The sequence below is a fragment of the Kitasatospora sp. NPDC042419 genome (genome assembly GCF_056437345.1).
This window is the reverse complement of sequence record NZ_JBWKAW010000023.1, coordinates 138915-154874: the sequence shown is the minus strand read 5'-3', so window position 1 is coordinate 154874 and position 15960 is coordinate 138915. Positions and strand designations below refer to the sequence as shown.

At 73.3% G+C, this 15960-nt stretch carries 12 protein-coding genes and 2 pseudogenes; 7 read left to right on the top strand and 7 right to left on the bottom strand.

Annotation, left to right across the window (positions count from 1 at the left end; genetic code table 11):
• Positions 1-93, top strand: a pseudogene (locus AC067J_RS32490) (transglycosylase family protein); the annotation flags it as partial.
• Positions 94-430: 337 nt separating this feature from the next.
• Positions 431-1066 (top strand): DinB family protein, encoded by a 636-nt coding sequence (locus AC067J_RS32485; protein ID WP_478305318.1) that lies wholly within the window; start codon positions 431-433, stop codon positions 1064-1066.
• 68 nt (positions 1067-1134) lie between these two features.
• Here AC067J_RS32485 and AC067J_RS32480 read toward each other — a convergent pair whose 3' ends face one another.
• Positions 1135-1719 carry a pyridoxamine 5'-phosphate oxidase family protein gene (locus tag AC067J_RS32480; RefSeq protein ID WP_478305316.1) on the bottom strand — a complete coding sequence of 195 codons (585 nt, stop codon included), beginning with the start codon at positions 1717-1719 and terminating at the stop codon, positions 1135-1137.
• 177 nt (positions 1720-1896) lie between these two features.
• On the opposite strand from AC067J_RS32480, the gene AC067J_RS32475 reads away from it, so the two are divergent.
• On the top strand, positions 1897-2706 hold the full coding sequence (locus AC067J_RS32475; protein ID WP_478305314.1) for a DeoR/GlpR family DNA-binding transcription regulator: 810 nt from the start codon (positions 1897-1899) through the stop codon (positions 2704-2706).
• Positions 2707-2918: 212 nt separating this feature from the next.
• Here AC067J_RS32475 and AC067J_RS32470 read toward each other — a convergent pair whose 3' ends face one another.
• From AC067J_RS32470 to AC067J_RS32460, 3 genes are all read right to left on the bottom strand, one after another.
• Positions 2919-3950, bottom strand: coding sequence for an ABC transporter permease (locus AC067J_RS32470; protein WP_478305312.1), 1032 nt, complete (start codon positions 3948-3950; stop codon positions 2919-2921).
• Complete coding sequence (locus AC067J_RS32465) at positions 3947-5569, bottom strand: sugar ABC transporter ATP-binding protein (RefSeq protein WP_478305310.1); 1623 nt, start codon at positions 5567-5569, stop codon at positions 3947-3949. Before AC067J_RS32465 ends, AC067J_RS32470 begins: the two co-directional genes overlap by 4 nt.
• A gap of 210 nt (positions 5570-5779) precedes the next feature.
• Positions 5780-6823 (bottom strand): substrate-binding domain-containing protein, encoded by a 1044-nt coding sequence (locus AC067J_RS32460; RefSeq protein WP_478305308.1) that lies wholly within the window; start codon positions 6821-6823, stop codon positions 5780-5782.
• A gap of 295 nt (positions 6824-7118) precedes the next feature.
• Between AC067J_RS32460 and AC067J_RS32455 the strand changes: the two genes are divergently transcribed.
• From AC067J_RS32455 to AC067J_RS32445, 3 genes and pseudogenes are all read left to right on the top strand, one after another.
• Positions 7119-9233 carry an alpha-galactosidase gene (locus tag AC067J_RS32455; RefSeq protein ID WP_478305306.1) on the top strand — a complete coding sequence of 705 codons (2115 nt, stop codon included), beginning with the start codon at positions 7119-7121 and terminating at the stop codon, positions 9231-9233.
• Positions 9234-9434: 201 nt separating this feature from the next.
• A pseudogene (locus AC067J_RS32450) lies at positions 9435-11108 on the top strand (NPCBM/NEW2 domain-containing protein); the annotation flags it as partial.
• Complete coding sequence (locus tag AC067J_RS32445; RefSeq protein WP_478305330.1) at positions 11094-11561, top strand: NPCBM/NEW2 domain-containing protein; 468 nt, start codon at positions 11094-11096, stop codon at positions 11559-11561. The pseudogene AC067J_RS32450 and the gene AC067J_RS32445, both read left to right, overlap by 15 nt.
• 142 nt (positions 11562-11703) lie before the next feature.
• Here AC067J_RS32445 and AC067J_RS32440 read toward each other — a convergent pair whose 3' ends face one another.
• Positions 11704-12441, bottom strand: a complete 738-nt coding sequence (locus AC067J_RS32440; RefSeq protein WP_478305304.1) for a response regulator — start codon at positions 12439-12441, stop codon at positions 11704-11706.
• Complete coding sequence (locus AC067J_RS32435; RefSeq protein ID WP_478305302.1) at positions 12438-13670, bottom strand: sensor histidine kinase; 1233 nt, start codon at positions 13668-13670, stop codon at positions 12438-12440. Before AC067J_RS32435 ends, AC067J_RS32440 begins: the two co-directional genes overlap by 4 nt.
• A 312-nt stretch (positions 13671-13982) precedes the next feature.
• Here AC067J_RS32435 and AC067J_RS32430 point away from each other — a divergent pair, with 312 nt between their 5' ends.
• Positions 13983-15413 carry a tannase/feruloyl esterase family alpha/beta hydrolase gene (locus AC067J_RS32430; RefSeq protein WP_478305300.1) on the top strand — a complete coding sequence of 477 codons (1431 nt, stop codon included), beginning with the start codon at positions 13983-13985 and terminating at the stop codon, positions 15411-15413.
• Positions 15414-15490: 77 nt separating this feature from the next.
• Here AC067J_RS32430 and AC067J_RS32425 read toward each other — a convergent pair whose 3' ends face one another.
• The gene (locus tag AC067J_RS32425; RefSeq protein ID WP_478305298.1) at positions 15491-15925 is read right to left on the bottom strand and encodes a CBS domain-containing protein; all 435 of its coding nucleotides are present in this window, start codon (positions 15923-15925) and stop codon (positions 15491-15493) included.
• Positions 15926-15960: the final 35 nt, after the last annotated feature.

The window sequence follows — 15960 nt, the reverse complement described above, 5'->3', positions numbered from 1 at the left end:
AAGGCCCAGCAGATCGCCATCGGCGAAAAGGTCCTCGCCGCCCAGGGCCCCGGCGCCTGGCCCGTCTGCTCCGTCAAGGCCGGCCTCACCAAGTAAGAGCCGGACACCACCGCCCTCCCGGGGGCGCGCACCACGACCACGCCGTTGCACCCGACCGGGCCCTCAGAGGCCGCGGTCCGGTCCAGCGGCGTCGTGGCGTTTCCGGGGCGGGGGTCCGCCCCACCCGCGCTGCACGACCCGCGCCCGGAAGGACCCGGGGAGGGCCGGAGGGATCCGGGAAGAAGGGGTCCGCGGGAAAATGCGTCGCCCGCGGGGCCACCGCTGTGGCAGGGTTCCGGCGAACGGGCCGGACGCACCGGTGCCGCCCCTCATGCCCGCGCGCGCGGCGCCCACGCGCACGCGCGCGAGCCGACTTCGGAGGAACGTCCGGATGAGCCTGCCCGCACGCCTGGTCCCCCTGCTGGAGCAGTACGACTTCGCACGCCGGCGCCTCGCCGACCGGCTGGCCGGTCCGGTGGTGGACAGCGGGAACGGCACGGACGTCCCGGTCGGTCCGCTCACCGACGACGAGTACCGCTGGGAGCCCGTCCCCGGCTGCTGGTCGGTCCGCCGGCACGCGGACGGCCCCGGCGAGGGCGCCACCCTGCTCGTCGGCGCCGGCGCCTGGGGCCGCGACACCACCCCGCCCCCGCACCCCGTCCCGCCGCCGTTCACCACCCTCGCCTGGCGGCTCAGCCACCTCACCGAACTGCTGGCGCTGCGTGCCGACCACACCACCGGCACCCGCTCGCTGACCAGGGACGACCACCTGGTGAGCGGCGACGCCGCGTCCGCCCTCAAGGACTTCGACGCCGCGGCGGACGCCTGGCGGGCGACGCTCCTCGCCACCGACGACGCCGCGCTCGACACCGTCGGCCACAGCGCGTACCCGTACGGCGGCGACTCGGACGAGGCGTTCCTCGACGTCGTCTGGTGGGTCAACCAGGAGCTGCTGCACCACGGTGCGGAGATCGCCCTGCTCCGCGACCTCTACCGCCACCGCGCGCAGCCCGGGTCGGCCGGCTGACCGGACCCGGTCGCACAGGACCGGGGCGGGGCCCGGTGCCGCGAACCCGGCCCCGGCCCCGGCCCCGGTCAGGCGGGCCTGGCCGGCAGGGGGAGCGGGAGCGCGGGCAGGCCGTCGAGGCTGGTGCCGACGTACGGCTTGCCCTCGCAGTAGGTGTTGAACTCCTCGTCCGTCTTCCGCTCGAAGTACTGCGTGTGCAGGTCGCGGTCGCTCCGGTAGTCCATCAGCGGCACCGCGAACCCGCAGGAGTCGCTGACCCGCTCCGCCGCCACCAGCACGATCGCCCGCAGTCCCGCCCCGTCGACCGCCGGGTCGAACTCGCCCAGCAGTCCGGCGAAGCGCGGGTCGTCTCGGAACACCGCCTCGCCCTTCCCGTGCACCCGGACCACGGTCGGCGGGCCGTCGAACGCGCACCACATCAGTGTGATCCGCCCGTTCTCCCGCAGATGCGCCATCGTCTCCGCCGTCGATCCCCCGAAGTCCAGGTACGCGAGGGTGAGTTCGTCGATCACCACCAGCGTCCCCGCCCGCCCCTTCGGCGAGACGTTGACGTGCCCGTCGCCCGCGAGCGGGGCGCTGGCGACGAAGAAGACGGGCTGGCGCTCGATGAAGTCGCGCAGACGACCATCGATCTTCTCGTATGTCTTTCCCATCCTGCGATTCTGCCCACGGCCCCGGTGGGAGAGCATCGGTATTCGCCATCCGAGACGCTCCGGGATACCACTCCCGTCTGCGGCTTCCCGGCCCGACCGGCTGCTACCGGACGGGGTTGACTATCCTTTGGTGGCTGTTCGCTTCCGATGTACTACCAGTGTGAGGGGAGTCGGGCCTTGGCCGACACCGGGCTGCTGGCCCACCAGCGTCAGGCGCTGATCGCCGAGATGGTGCGCCGGAGCGGGGCTGTGCGTGTCGCCGAGCTGGTCGATCAGCTGGGCGTCTCCGACATGACCGTGCGGCGCGACCTCGACGCGCTGGAACGTTCGGGCGTGGTGAAGAAGGTGCACGGCGGTGCCGTCGCGGCCTCCGGCACCGCCATCGACGAGCCGGGTTTCGAGGCGAAGTCCGGTCTTGAGTCGGCTGCCAAGGCCGCCGTCGCGGAAGCCGCGGCGACCCTGGTCGAGCCTGGCAGTGTGATCGCCATCGCGGCGGGCACGACCGCCTTCGCGGTGGCGGCCCGGCTGCTGCACGTGCCACGCCTCACGGTCGTCACCAACTCCCTGCCCGTCGCGGAGCTGATCCGCTCGGCCGGTGAGAAGGGCGAGCCGGCGGCGCCCGCGCTGCTGCTGACCGGCGGCTCGCCGACGCCGTCCGCGGCTCTGGTGGGCCCGCTGGCCGACCAGGCGGTCCAGTCCCTCCACGTCGACCTGCTGATCCTGGGGGCCCACGGGGTGTCCGAGAAGGCCGGTCTGACGACGCCCAATCTCGCGGAGGCCCAGACCAACCGGGCGCTCGTCGCCTCCGCCCGCCGGGTCGCCGTCGTGGCCGACCACACGAAGTGGGGCGTCGTCGCGCTCAGCGGTTTCGCCGCGCTCGACGAGGTCGACGTCTTCGTGACGGACTCGGCGCTGAACGCGCAGGCCCGGAGCACGCTGGCGGAGACGGTCGGCGAGCTGGTGGTCGCACCGGTACCGGAGGTGTGACCGCCCGCCGATCGCCGCCCGCAGAAGTCCGGCCGCCCCCGCACCCCGGACAGCCGACGGCGTTCCGGGAAGCCCGCGAGCCCCGGGAGCCTCGCGAGCCGGCCTGCACGCCGACGCCGCCGGACGTGGTCCTGCGGGCCGTCGGGCCGGCGGGGCCGGCGGGTCTCCGGTCCGACGGGCCGTCGGGGCACCCCCGGGCCCCGGGAGCGGTCTCACCCCGGTAGTCCGACGGCCCGTTCGCCGCTCCGGGACTGCTGGATGACCACCGCGGCCACCAGCAGCGACCCCTGCGCGACGTTCTGCCAGAAGGAGTTGATGCCCTCGACGGTGAGGCCGTTCTCCAGCGCGCCGAGCAGGGCGACGGCCAGCAGCGTCCCGCCGATGCCGCCCTTGCCGCCCTTGAGCGCGCAGCCGCCGAGCGCGGCGGCGGTGATGGCCTTGAGTTCCAGCCCCTCGCTGCCGGAGACCGGCTGCCCCGATCCGGTGCGCGCGGTGAGCAGGATGCCGGCGAGTGCGGCGACCGCGCCGATCAGGGCGTACACCGCGACGAGGTACTTGTTGATCGCGATGCCGGCCAGCCGGGCGGCGGTGTCGTTGCCGCCGATCGCGTAGAGGTTCCGGCCGATGTCGGTGTACTTCAGCAGCACGTGCACCGCGAGGGCGACGAGGATCAGGATCCAGACCATGACCGGCAGGCCGGCGATCTTGCCGCGGCCGAGGAAGACGAACACCGGGTCGCGCAGCACGTAGCCCTGCGCCCGGCCGTCGGAGATCAACTGGGCGACGCCCTTGTACGCGGCGAGGCCGGCCAGCGTGGCGATGGTCGGGTTGACCCGGCCGTAGACGATGACCACGCCGTTCACCACGCCCACGACGACGCCCGCGGCGACGGCGGCCGCCATGCCCGCGAAGGCGTTCGACCCGGCGGAGGTGTAGGCCATGGCGCTGACCACGGAGGCCAGGCCGGCCTGCGAGCCGACCGAGATGTCCAGGCCCCCGCAGATGATCACGACGGTCTGGACGACGGCGAGCAGGCCGGTGATGGTCGCCGCTTCGGCGATCACCTGGATGTTGCTCCAGCTGAGGTAGTTGTCGTTCAGGACGCCGAAGACGGTGAGCACCAGGGCGAGGGCGCCGATCAGGCTCAGGTTCTGGCCGCCGACAGCGGCGAGGGCCGCGAGCGGGCGGGCGGGGCGCCGGCGGGCCGGGTGCTCGACGGCGGGCGGCGTGGTGGCGCTGGTCACAGGGCTGCTCCAGGGGCGGTCGGGCCGGTGATGTCGTCGGCCATGGCGAGTTGGAGGACGGCCTCCTCGGTGGCGTCGGCGCGGTCCAGTTCGCCGGTGATGCGCCCGCCCTGCATGACCACGATCCGGTCGGCCAGGCCCAGCACCTCGGGCAGTTCGGAGGAGATGACCAGCAGGGCCACGCCCTCCTCGGCGAGGTCGGCGATGATCCGGTAGATCTCGGCCTTGGCGCCGATGTCGATGCCGCGGGTCGGCTCGTCGAGGATCAGCACCTTCGGGCGGCGGGCGAGCCAGCGGGCCAGGACCACCTTCTGCTGGTTGCCCCCGGAGAGCCGGCGGACCTCGTGCTCGATGGACGGCGCACGGACCCGCAGGCGGCCGGCGTACTCGTGGGCGAGCTCGCGCTCGGCCGTCCGCCGGACGAACCGCAGGCGGCGCAACCGCTCCAGGACGGCGATGGAGGTGTTGTCGCGGATCGAGCGGTGCAGGAAGAGCGCCTGCGCCTTGCGCTCCTCGGGTGCCAGGCCGAGGCCGGCGCGGATGACCCGGCCGGGGTTGCCGACCGGCAGCGGGCGGCCGTCGAGGGTGACGGTGCCGGAGCGCACCGGCAGGTCGCCGGCGAGGGCGAGGGCGAGTTCGGACCGTCCGGCGCCGATCAGGCCGGCCAGGCCGACCACCTCGCCGGCGCGAACGGTCAGGTCGATGCCGCGGACGTGGTCGGTGGTGACGCCGCGCGCCTCCAGGACGACGCGGTCGGTCGCGACGTTGCCCCGGACGAACAGCGAGGACAGGTCGCGGCCGACCATCTGGCGGACGAGGGCGGCCTCGTCGGTCTCCGCCGCGTCCTGGACGCCGACGAGGGCGCCGTCGCGCAGGACGGCGATCCGGTCGGCGAGCCGGAAGATCTCGCGCATCCGGTGCGAGACGTAGACCACGGCGATGCCCTGCTCGCGCAGCCGGCCGATGAGGGCGAACAGGGCGTCGACCTCCTGTTCGGAGAGCGAGGAGGTCGGCTCGTCGAACGCGATCAGCTTGGCCTCGCCCGTCAGGGCCCGCATGATCTCGACCAGTTGACGCTGGGCGGAGGTCAGCCGGGAGCCGGGGAGGTCGGGGTCGAGGACTCCCGCGAAGCCCAGCCGGGCCAGGTCCGCGGCGGTCCGGCGGCGCAGCTCGGCGCGGTCCAGTCGCCGGCCTGCGGCCCTGGGCAGGGCGCCGGCGTAGATGTTCTCGGCGACCGAGACGTGCGGGATGATCTCGGGTTCCTGCGGGACGATGCGGATGCCCAGGGCCCGGGCCTGGGCCGGGGAGCGCAGTTCGACGGGGCGGCCGTCGAGGACGACCCGGCCTTCGGTCGGCTGCTGGTCGCCGGTGAGGATCTTGAGCAGGGTGGACTTGCCGGCGCCGTTCTCACCCATGAGCGCGGTGACCGTGCCGCGGGGGAAGTCGAGGGTGACGCCGGTCAGGGCGCGGACGGGGCCGTAGGCCTTGGTGACGCCGGAGACTCCGGTGGCGCCGGCCGGTGCCGGGCCGGTCGGCGCCGGGCCGGTCGGCGGCCCCTCGGAGGGTGGGCCGCCGTCGGGCGGGCCGGGGCGGGCGTTCGGGCGGCGTGCTCTGCTCACTGCTGGGTCACCTCGGTGGCAGGGGACGGGCGGGCGCGGTGCACGAAGGACGGGCGGGGCCCCGGTCGGCGAGGGGCGGACGACGGTACCGGCGGCAGACAGCGGGCAACCAGCAGCGGGCAGCGCCGGCATCGGGCGCCGGGTGGCCGGCAGCGGGCGGCCCGGGCGGAGCGCAGCGCGGTGCCGGGGCGGCCCGCTGCGGACGGTGGGTCAGCCGCAGGTCATGCCCGTGCTCTTCCAGGTGGCGGCGTCGACCATGGTGGTCTTCGCGAACACCTCGGCGGGGAGGTCCTTGCCGTTCTTGAGCTTGTCGTACATGGTCTGGACGGCGAGCGCGCCGACCTCCTTGCCGTTGATGAACAGCGCGGCCTTCAGGCCGGTGGGCTTGGACCCGCCCCAGTCCTTGCAGGCGAGGTAGGCGCCGAGGCCGATGCCGATCACGTTGTCCGCGCCGACGCCGGCGTTCTGCAGCGCGGTGACGCCGCCGCGCACGTTCTCGTCGTTGCAGCCCCACACCACCCAGTGCCGGACGCCGGCGTTCGCCGTGATGGTCGCCGCGACCTTGTCCTGTGCGCCGGTGGGGGTGTTGTCGGTGGCCACGTCGATCCCCTGGACGCCGGGGACGGCGGCGTTGAACGCCTCCTTCGCGCCCTTCACGCGGTCGCCGCAGACGGTGACGTCCTGTTTCCAGGCCGAGACGACCCGGGTGTCGGCGGCGTTCCAGCCGGCCTTGGTGAACTCCTCGGCGGCCCGTTTGCCGATCTCGGCTCCCATCTGGGTGCCGCTGAAGCCGACCCGCGGCACGAGGTCGGCCTTGGCGCAGGACGCGGGGGCGGGACCGGTGGCGCACACCTGGTCGTCCGAGGTCAGCAGCGCGACCTTGGCGTCGCGGGTGGTCTGCACGACCTGCGGTCCCACCGCCGGGTCCGGTACGACGATGATCACGCCGTTGGTCTTCTGGGCGATCGCGGCCTGGACTTCGCTGACCGTCTTGTTGGCGTCGCTTCCGAGGTTCACCACCTTGAGGTCGACGCCGAGTTCGGCGGCCTTGGCCTTGGCGCCGGCGGCTTCTCCGATGAAGTACTCCTGGTCGCCCTGTTTCTGCAGGTAGGTGATCGAGATCTTTCCGCTGACCGGGGCGACCGAGGCCTCGCCGGCGGTCGATTCCTGCCCGGTGGAACACGCGCACGTGATCAGGCCCAGGGCGAGCAGAAGGGCGCCGACGCCGGCCTGACGGCTGGTGGTTCGAGTCATGAGGGACCGCTCCTAATTAAGCAGAACTCAACTCATTCAAACGCGATGTGAAATATCACACCTCGCCAATGCCGACCGTCAAGCCCCAGTAGCCGTCGAGATCAACCCGTGACGCGCCATATGGGACAAGCGAGTCGCGATAGGACATGCTCATGCACACCCTCTTGAGCGCATCCCGCAGCCATGTCTATGCTGCGTTGCTTTCTGTTTGAAAAGCAGACAGAAAGCACCACTCATGCTCCACTTCCCCCACCCCCAACCTGGAGCGCACATGCGCAGACCTGCGCCTCGCCCCGTGCCCCGCACCCTGCTCGCGCTCGCCCTCGCCGCGGCCGGGCTCACGGCGACCGCCCTCGGCCCCGCGGCGGCGCCGGCCGCCGCCCGGGCGGGCGCCGGGCCGGAGACACTCACCCTCGCGGCCGCCCCGGCGGCGGCCCAGGACGGCGGACTCGCCCCCACTCCGCCCATGGGATGGAACTCCTGGAACACCTTCTCGACCGGAATCACCCAGGAACAGGTCGTCCAGACCATCGACTTCATGGTCTCCCGCGGCCTGGTCGCGGCCGGCTACGACACCGTCACCGTCGACGACGGCTGGTCACTGGGCCACCGCGACGGCCAGACCACCGACCTGGCCAAGAACTCCTACGGCGCGATGCAGCTCTACGACGCCAACGGCAACCCGGTCAGCGGCACCGACGGCAGCGGCCTGGACCCGACGACCGGTCACCTGGTGCCCGACCCGGACAGCTTCCCGTCCCGCACCGTCGACGGCAGGACCGTCAACGGCATCGAGTACCTGTCCCGGTACGCCCACAGCAAGGGCATGAAGTTCGGCCTCTACGCCACCACCACGTACACCACCTGCCAGGGCCGCCCGGGCAGCCTGGGGCACGAGGGCGTCGACGCCGCCGACTTCGTCGCCTGGGGCGTCGACTACGTCAAGTACGACGACTGCCCCTACGGACCGCCGATCTACGGCCCCGACGGCCACAACTACGGCACCCAGGGCCAGGGCAGGGAGCTCACCCGCTCCATCTACGCCCGGGCCCAGGACTTCCGCCGGGCCCTGGACGCCGCCTCCGCCGCGCAGCACCGGCCCCGGGTGACGCTCAGCGTCTCCGCCCAGCCGGTGCACACCGGCATCCCGTACCTGCTGGCCGGTGACGACCCGGCCCGCACCGACCCCGTCGTGGTCGCCGCCGGGACCCCCGCCCGCCAGGCACCCGGGTACGCGCCGACCGGCGTGTGGTGCGGACAGGTCGCGAGCCTCTGCCGGATCGGCGGCGACCGCGGCCCCGACCTGGAGGGCGTGCTGTACAACGGGCAGCTGCGGACCTCGCTCGACTACCCCCGCAACGTCCGGCCGGGCAGCTGGAACGACATGGACATGATGTTCGCGGGCTGGGAGGACCCGTACGGCCTCTACGGGGTCACCGACCACTGCACCTGCCACAAGCCGATGACCGACACCGAGTCGCGCAGCGAGATGTCGATCCTCGCCATGATGGCCTCCCCGCTCATCTCCGGCACCGACCTGCGCACCGCGGCGGACTCCGTGCACACCGACCAGGGCTACACCTGGTCCACCGGCATCTCCGACTCGGCCCTGGCGATCTACAAGAACACCGACGTCATCGCCGTCGACCAGGACCGGCTCGGCAAGCCCGCCACCCTCGTCGGCGCCCCGCCGAACAGCAGCACCGCCCCGATCGTCCTCAAGCGCCCCCTGGCGGACGGCGACACGGCCGTCCTGCTCGTCAACCAGGACCCGGCCGCCTCCCGCACGATCTCCACCAGCCTCGCCGAACTCGGCCTCACCGGCCCGGGCTACACCTCCAAGGAGCTCTGGACCGGCGCCACCGGCACCGTGACCGGCGCGCTCGCCACCCAGGTCGCCCCGCACGGCGTCGCCATGTACCGCCTGAAGGCGCTGCCGACCACCGTCCCCGCCGCCGTCATCGGCGACGGCCGGTACCACGGCATCAGCGCCGGGGGCACCGGCGGCCAGGCCCTGGAGGTCCGCGGCACCTGCAGCGCCCCCGACGGCTCGACGGTGAACGTCAACACCTGGTGGAACTGGCACACCTCGGAGCAGTGGATGTTCAGCGCCAACGCCGACGGCACCGTGCGCATCACCGACAACTGCCGCACCGACACGCAGGTCCACGGCACGCTGACCGGCGGCAACGGCCCGGGCTGGGCGGCCTGGGTCCTCAACCGGTACGACCCCGACAGCCCGCACCAGAAGTGGCGGGTGGTGCAGAACACCGCGACGGGCGCACTGACCATCACCAACGTCGCCACCGGCCTGGCCCTGAACGCCCCGCAGTCCGCCGCGGGCACCACGGTCGTGATCAGCCCGCCCGACCCCTCGGCCGCCGGCCAGTCCTGGACGCTGCTCTCCTGAGCCGTCGCTCCCGCGCTCTCCCACTCCCGTTCCCGTTCCCGTTCCCGCGTTCCCGCGTTCGCCCGTTGACCCGTTCCCGCACTCGCGCCCTTCCGCACCAGGGGCGCCGGGCCAAGCCCTCCCGCCACCGCCCGGCGCCCCCACCCGAAGCCAACTCCCCTGTGAAACAGCCAGTTTGGTTCCGACCCCGATGGAGGACTCGTGCGATCCCCCGACCGCAGGCCCGCCCGCCGCGCAGCGACGGCGCTGACCGCCCTCGCCCTGTTAGCCGGCGGCACCGCCCTGGCCACCGGGCTCCAGATAGCCACCGCGCCACCGGCGGCGGCCCTCGACAACGGCCTCAACCTGACGCCCCAGATGGGCTTCAACAACTGGAACTCCACCTACTGCGGATCCCAGTTCAACGAGGCGATGATCAAGGGCATCGCCGACATCTTCGTCAGCAAGGGCCTCAAGGCGGCCGGGTACCAGTACGTCAACCTCGACGACTGCTGGGCGCTGCCCGACCGCGACGCCGCCGGCAACCTCGTCCCCGACCCGGTGCGCTTCCCCAACGGCATCAAGTCCCTGGCCGACTACGTCCACTCCAAGGGCCTGAAGTTCGGCATCTACTCCAGCGCCGGCGACCACACCTGCGACGTCAAGGGCTTCCCCGGCGGGCTCGGCCACGAGCAGCAGGACGCCGACCTGTGGGCGTCCTGGGGCGTGGACTACCTCAAGTACGACAACTGCAACAACAAGGGCATCAACGCGCAGACCCGCTACAAGGCGATGGGCGAGGCGCTGAAGAAGACCGGCCGCCCGATCCTCTACAGCATCTGCGAGTGGGGCAGCACCGGCCCCTGGAACTGGGCGCAGCCGGTCGGCAACTCCTGGCGCACCACCGGCGACATCAGCGACAACTGGCAGAGCATGATCTCCATCGCGCAGGCCAACCAGGGCCTCGCCGGGTACGCCAAGCCGGGCGCGTTCAACGACCCCGACATGCTGGAGGTCGGCAACGGCGGCATGACGGGCACCGAGTACCGGACCCACTTCAGCCTCTGGGCCCAGATGGCCGCCCCGCTGATGATCGGCACCGACCTGCGCACCGCCGAGCCGGAGACCTTCGAGATCCTCACCAACACCGACGTGATCGCGGTGGACCAGGACCCGCTCGGCCGGCAGGGCACGGTGGTGTCCCGCGAGGGCGGGCTGGTGGTCATGAGCAAGCCCCTGGCCGACGGCAGCCGCTCGGTCACCCTGACCAACGAGGGCTCGTACGACACCACCATCACCACCACCGCGCAGGCCGTCGGGATCGGCGGTGCGACCTCCTACACCGTCAAGGACCTGTGGTCGAAGCGGACCACCACCGGGGACGGCAGCGTCAGCGCCGTCGTGCCGGGGCACGGCACCGCGATGTTCCGCATCACCCCGGGCTCGCCGGTCTCCCCGCCGAACGGGATGACCCAGCTGAGCGACCTGCCTTTCGGCTCGGTGTCCAACCTGTGGGGCCCGGTCGAGCGCGACCACAGCAACGGCCAGTGGCAGCAGGGCGACGGACAGACCATCAGCATCCGCGGCACCTCGTACCCCAGGGGGCTCGGTGTGCACGCCGGCAGTGACATCTCCTTCCACCTCGGTGGCACCTGCCGCAACCTCGTCACCGACGTGGGGGTCGACGACGAGGCCTACGGCAACGGCTCGGTGGTCTTCCAGGTCTACCGGGACGGCACCAAGGTCGCCGACAGCGGCACCCTGACCGGCAGGGACCCGGTCAAGCGGCTGACCGCCGACCTCACCGGCGCGAACGACCTGCGCCTGGTGGTCACCGACGCCGGTGACGGCACCAGCTGGGACCACGCCGACTGGGCGGGCGTGCGGATCGCCTGCGGCAACGGCCCGGCGGCCGGCGCGCACCAGCTCTCCGACCTCGTCTGGTCCTCCGCGGGCAACAGCTGGGGCCCGGTCGAGAAGGACATGAGCAACGGCGACAACCAGGCCCGGGACGGCAGCACCATCACCATCGCCGGCAAGACGTACGCCAAGGGCCTGGGCGTCAACGCGTTCAGCGAGATCGTCTACTACCTCGGCGGCGCCTGCTCCTCGGTCACCACCGAGGTCGGTGTGGACGCCGAGGCGCAGGGCCGGGGCACCGTCTCCTTCGAGATCTACAAGGACGACGTCAAGGTCGCCGACAGCGGCCGGGTCACCGCCACCACGCCCGCGAAGCGGCTGACGGCCGACCTCACCGGGGCGAACGAGCTGCGCCTGGTGGTCACGGACGGCGGCGACGGCACCAACAGCGACCACGCCGACTGGGCCGCGCCGGTCCTCACCTGCTGATGCCCGGCCGGTAGGGCCCGGCCTCCGTCCGGCCCCTGCCCGGCCTCCGGGTGACCTCTGCGTGACCTGTGCAATCCCCGTACGACGGCGGACGCGGTGCCCCGGGACTCCCCCGGTGCCGCGTCCGTCCGTCGTCGTGGGGTCACAGCAGGCCGTGGTCACGGGCGTAGAGGGCCGCCTGGGTGCGGTCCCGCAGGTGGAGGCGGGTCAGGATCCGGGACATGTGGTTCTTGACGGTGCCTTCGCTCAGGTGGAGCCGGCCGGCGATCTCACGGTTGGTGGAGCCGGTGGCGACGAGTCGCAGGACGTCGGTCTCGCGGTCGCTCAACGGCGGCGGGGGCAGCGGAGCAGTCAGCGGCGGGGGCGGGGCCACGGACGGGGACGGGGGCCGGAATGCGGGCCGGTGGCCCGCGGACGGCGGGTGGTCCGGGGCTCCGGCCGGCGGAGGGGCGAGTGCCCCGGCGAGACGGCCGACCACGGCGGCGTCGAGCTGTGCGACCCCGGCGTGCACCAGGTGGACGGCGCGCGCCAGCTCGACCGAGGGCAGGTTCTTCAGCAGGTAGCCGACCGCGCCGGCCCGCAGGGCCTCGGCGACGTAGGCGTGGTCGTCGAAGGTGGTCAGCATGACGACCCGGCAGGACGGGACCCGGACGGCGATCAGCCCGGCGGCCGCGATGCCGTCCGTGCCCGGCATCCGGACGTCCAGCAGCGCGACGTCCGGGCGGTGGGCCACCACGGCCTCGACGGCTTCCGCGCCGTCCGCCGCCGTGCCGACCACCGTGATGCCGGGCTGGATGCCGAGCAGCGACGCTATGCCCTCCCGGACGAGGTCCTGGTCGTCCGCGACCAGCACCCGGACCGCCTCGTCGGCGGCGCTCATACGAGCACCGCCCCGGCGCGGTCGCGGCGCGGCACGGTCACCGTGACGGTCACTCCGCCGGGCCGGCCCTCCGCGATGTCGACCCGGCCGCCGAGCGGCGCCACCCGCTCGCGCATGCCCAGGATCCCGTGCCCCTCCTCGGCCCCGGGGGCGAACCCCCGGCCGTCGTCGGCGACGGTCAGCCGGGCCTCCGGCCCGTCGAGCACCACCGCGACCTCGACCCGGGTCGCGTGCCCGTGCCGCCGGACGTTGGTGAGCGCCTCCTGCGCGGCCCGGTAGAGAGCGGTGAGCGCCGCGGGGTCGTGGCCGCCCTCGTCGCCGGTGACGCTGAGCGCCACGGCCGGCCGGTCGTCGCCGAGGTGGCGGACCAGCTCGGCGAGCGAGGCGCCGAGCGAGAACGGGCGGATCCCGCGCAGCGCGCTGACCGAGGCCCGGACCTCCGCGAGGGCGCGGCCGGTCGACCGGCGCGCATCGGCCAGGGCCCGCGCGGAGACCTCCTCGTCCAGGTCCCGGAACGCCTCGGCCTTCTCCAACTGCACCCCGACGGCGGTGAGGTGGTGCCCCAGGCTGTCGTGGATCTCCCGGGCGACCCGGTTCCGCTCCTCCGCGGCGGACAGCTCGGCGACCTCGGCCGCGTACCGCGCCAGGCGCTCGTGCGACCGCTCCAACCGCGCCCGCACCTCCTGCTCGCGCACCGCCACACCCGCCATCGACAGGGCGAGCGCCAGCCCGAGGCCGAACATCAGCACGTCCGACACGTACGCCGGCTCGGCCCACCAGTGCGGGACGCCGATCGTGAGCCCGGTCAGCGACAGGCCGACGCAGCCGGCGGCGCAGCCGAGCGCGGCCCGCCGGCCGAAGGCCAGGTACGCGGTGAACGGCACCAGGACGAACAGCGCCCGCGACACCCCCGAGCCGTCCGCGACCGCCACCACCGAGAAGAGCACCACCCGCAGGGCGAGGAGGGCCGCGGCGGGCAGGCGTGCGCGAGCGGGCCGGCGGCCGTCCGTCCGGGTGGCGGCGCCCGCGCGCGCGGTCACGCCCGCCGGTCGCGGCGGGCCGGGCGGGCCCGGCGTCTCCAGTGCGAGCAGCACCAGCAGGCCGGCAGCGAAGGTCGCCGTGCGGGCGGCGCCTGGTCCCACCGGGGCGACGGCGGCGTGGTAGAGGCCGCCGAGGAGGACCACGGCGTACAGCACGGGCGGGATCCAGGGCACTGACCGCTGCTCCACGGGGGCTCCCTTCACTCGGGTCGGCTCCGCCTCCAGGGGCGGGTCGGAGGTCGGTTCGGTTCGGGTCGGGTCGGGTCGGGTCGGGTCGGGTCGGGTCGGGTCGGGTCGGTCAGGCGGCACGATACCCACGCCTCCGCCCGGCACGCCCACCTGGGCGGAAGACTGGCCAAAGGTCATGGGTCGGCAGGGGGCGGACCTCCGGAAGACCTGCCGATCGGCACTTATGGGCGGTACCGGCGGGCCTCTAGCGTCATCAGCGTCCGACTCCGAGACGCACAGACCAGAGGCCGATCGCCCATGCAGACAGCACAGTTGACCTCACGACAGGCCGCCGGGCCGAAGCCGCCGCGGGCCCGGCGGCGGCGCGGCCGCTCCCTCGCCGCCCTGGCGCCGGCCCTGGTCACGGCGGCCGTGGTCACCGCGGGCCTGGTGCCGGCGGCCGGCGCCGCGGCCGCCGATGCGCAGGGCCCACGGACGGGAGCCTCCTGCCGGTCCGAGAGGTTCCGCGTGCCCGGCGCCGAGCGGGTGCTCGCCACCTGCCTGAACGACCTGACCACCGCCGGGACGGTCCCTGCCGGGCGGAGCAATCCGGAGGACTTCGCCGGGCTGCAGGTCCTCGACACCGCCAACCCCTCCGGCGTGCCCGGGATCCAGCTCGACGGGTACTTCCCCGACACCTCCGCCACCAACACCAACAACGGCTGGGCGCACGACAGCCAGTTCGTGATCCGGCTGCCCCGCCACTGGAACGGCGGGCTGGTGGTCGCGGGGCCGCCCGGCACCCGCCGCCAGTACGCCAACGACCGGATCATCAGCGACCAGGTGCTCGCCAGGGGCTTCGCGTACGCGGCGACCGACAAGGGCAACACCGGGGCACAGATCTACCGGGACGGCGCCGAACCGGGTGACGCGATCCTGGAGTGGCACCGGCGGGTCGCCGAACTGACCGTCGCCGCCAAGGCGGTGGTCGCCCGGACGTACGGCCGGGCGCCGTCCTCCACCTACGCCGCCGGACTGTCGGCCGCCGGGTACCTGGTGCGGTGGCAGCTGGAGCACTACCCGCAGCTGTACACCGGCGGGATCGACTGGAACGGGCTCCTGCTGACCCGGGACGCGCCCAACCTGCTCACCGACCTGCCGCCCGCCCTGCGGGCCTACCCGCGCGTCGACCGGGGCGAGCCCGGAGCGAAGGAGGCGATGTACGCGGCCGGCTTCCCGAGGGGCTCCGAGCCGCTCTGGCCCGCCCTCCACAAGCCGCTCTGGGACTCGCTCCAGCGCACCGTCCGGGAGGAGTTGGACCCGGAGTACGACGGCGCGACCGAGGCCGGCACCCCGCTCTGCCCGGAGGGGACGGGCGCCGGCTGCGACACCGACTACGACTACGCCTCGCGGCCGGAGAGCGTCCACGACGCGGTGGCACGGGTCTCCCTCAGCGGGCGGATCAAGCGGCCGCTGATCACCGTCCAGGGCACGCTGGACGCGCTGATCCCGATCAGCCGCAGCGGCGACGTCTACGACCGCATGGTCGACGACGCCGGCCGTGGCGGGCTCCACCGCTACTACCGCATAACCGGCGGGACGCACACCGACGGCCTGTTCCCGCTGGCGCAGGACGTCCTCCGGCCGATGCAGCCCTGCTACACCTCGGCCTTCGACGCCCTGGTGGCCTGGACGCAGCACGGCACCGAGCCGCCGGCGAGCGGCACCCCGGTGCAACCGACCGCGGCCGGCTGCACGATCTGACCGTCACCAGCGGCGGGAGCCCCCGCGCCGAACGGCGCGAGGGCTCCACTGCGGCGGATCGTCGCCGGGCCGCGGCGTCACCGCTTCATGTAGACGCTGTCCATGAACTCGATGATCTGCTGGTCGGTCAGGCGCTGGCCGTCCCGGTGGCCCATCGCCAGGTCCGCCTCGCTGATCATGCCGACCAGCCGCTCGCCGTCGATGACCGGGATCCGGCGGATCTGGTGCTGCTCCATCTTCTTCAGCACCGCGTCCATGCTGTCCTCGGCCCTGACGCAGTGCAGGTGCCCGGCCAGCTCCATCGCCGTCATCGAGGCCGGGTCCCGTCCTTCGGCTATACATCGCAGGACGATGTCGCGGTCGGTGATGATGCCCTTCAGCTTCTGGTCGTCACCGCAGATCGGGAGCGCGCCGACGTTCATGTCGCGCATCATCGTGGCGGCCTCGGCGAGCGTCTGGTCGGCGCGGATGCACTGGGCGCCGGTGTGCATGATGTCTCGGGCAGTAGTCACGGGGACTCCTCCTCAGGATCTCCCCCCGAGCACCG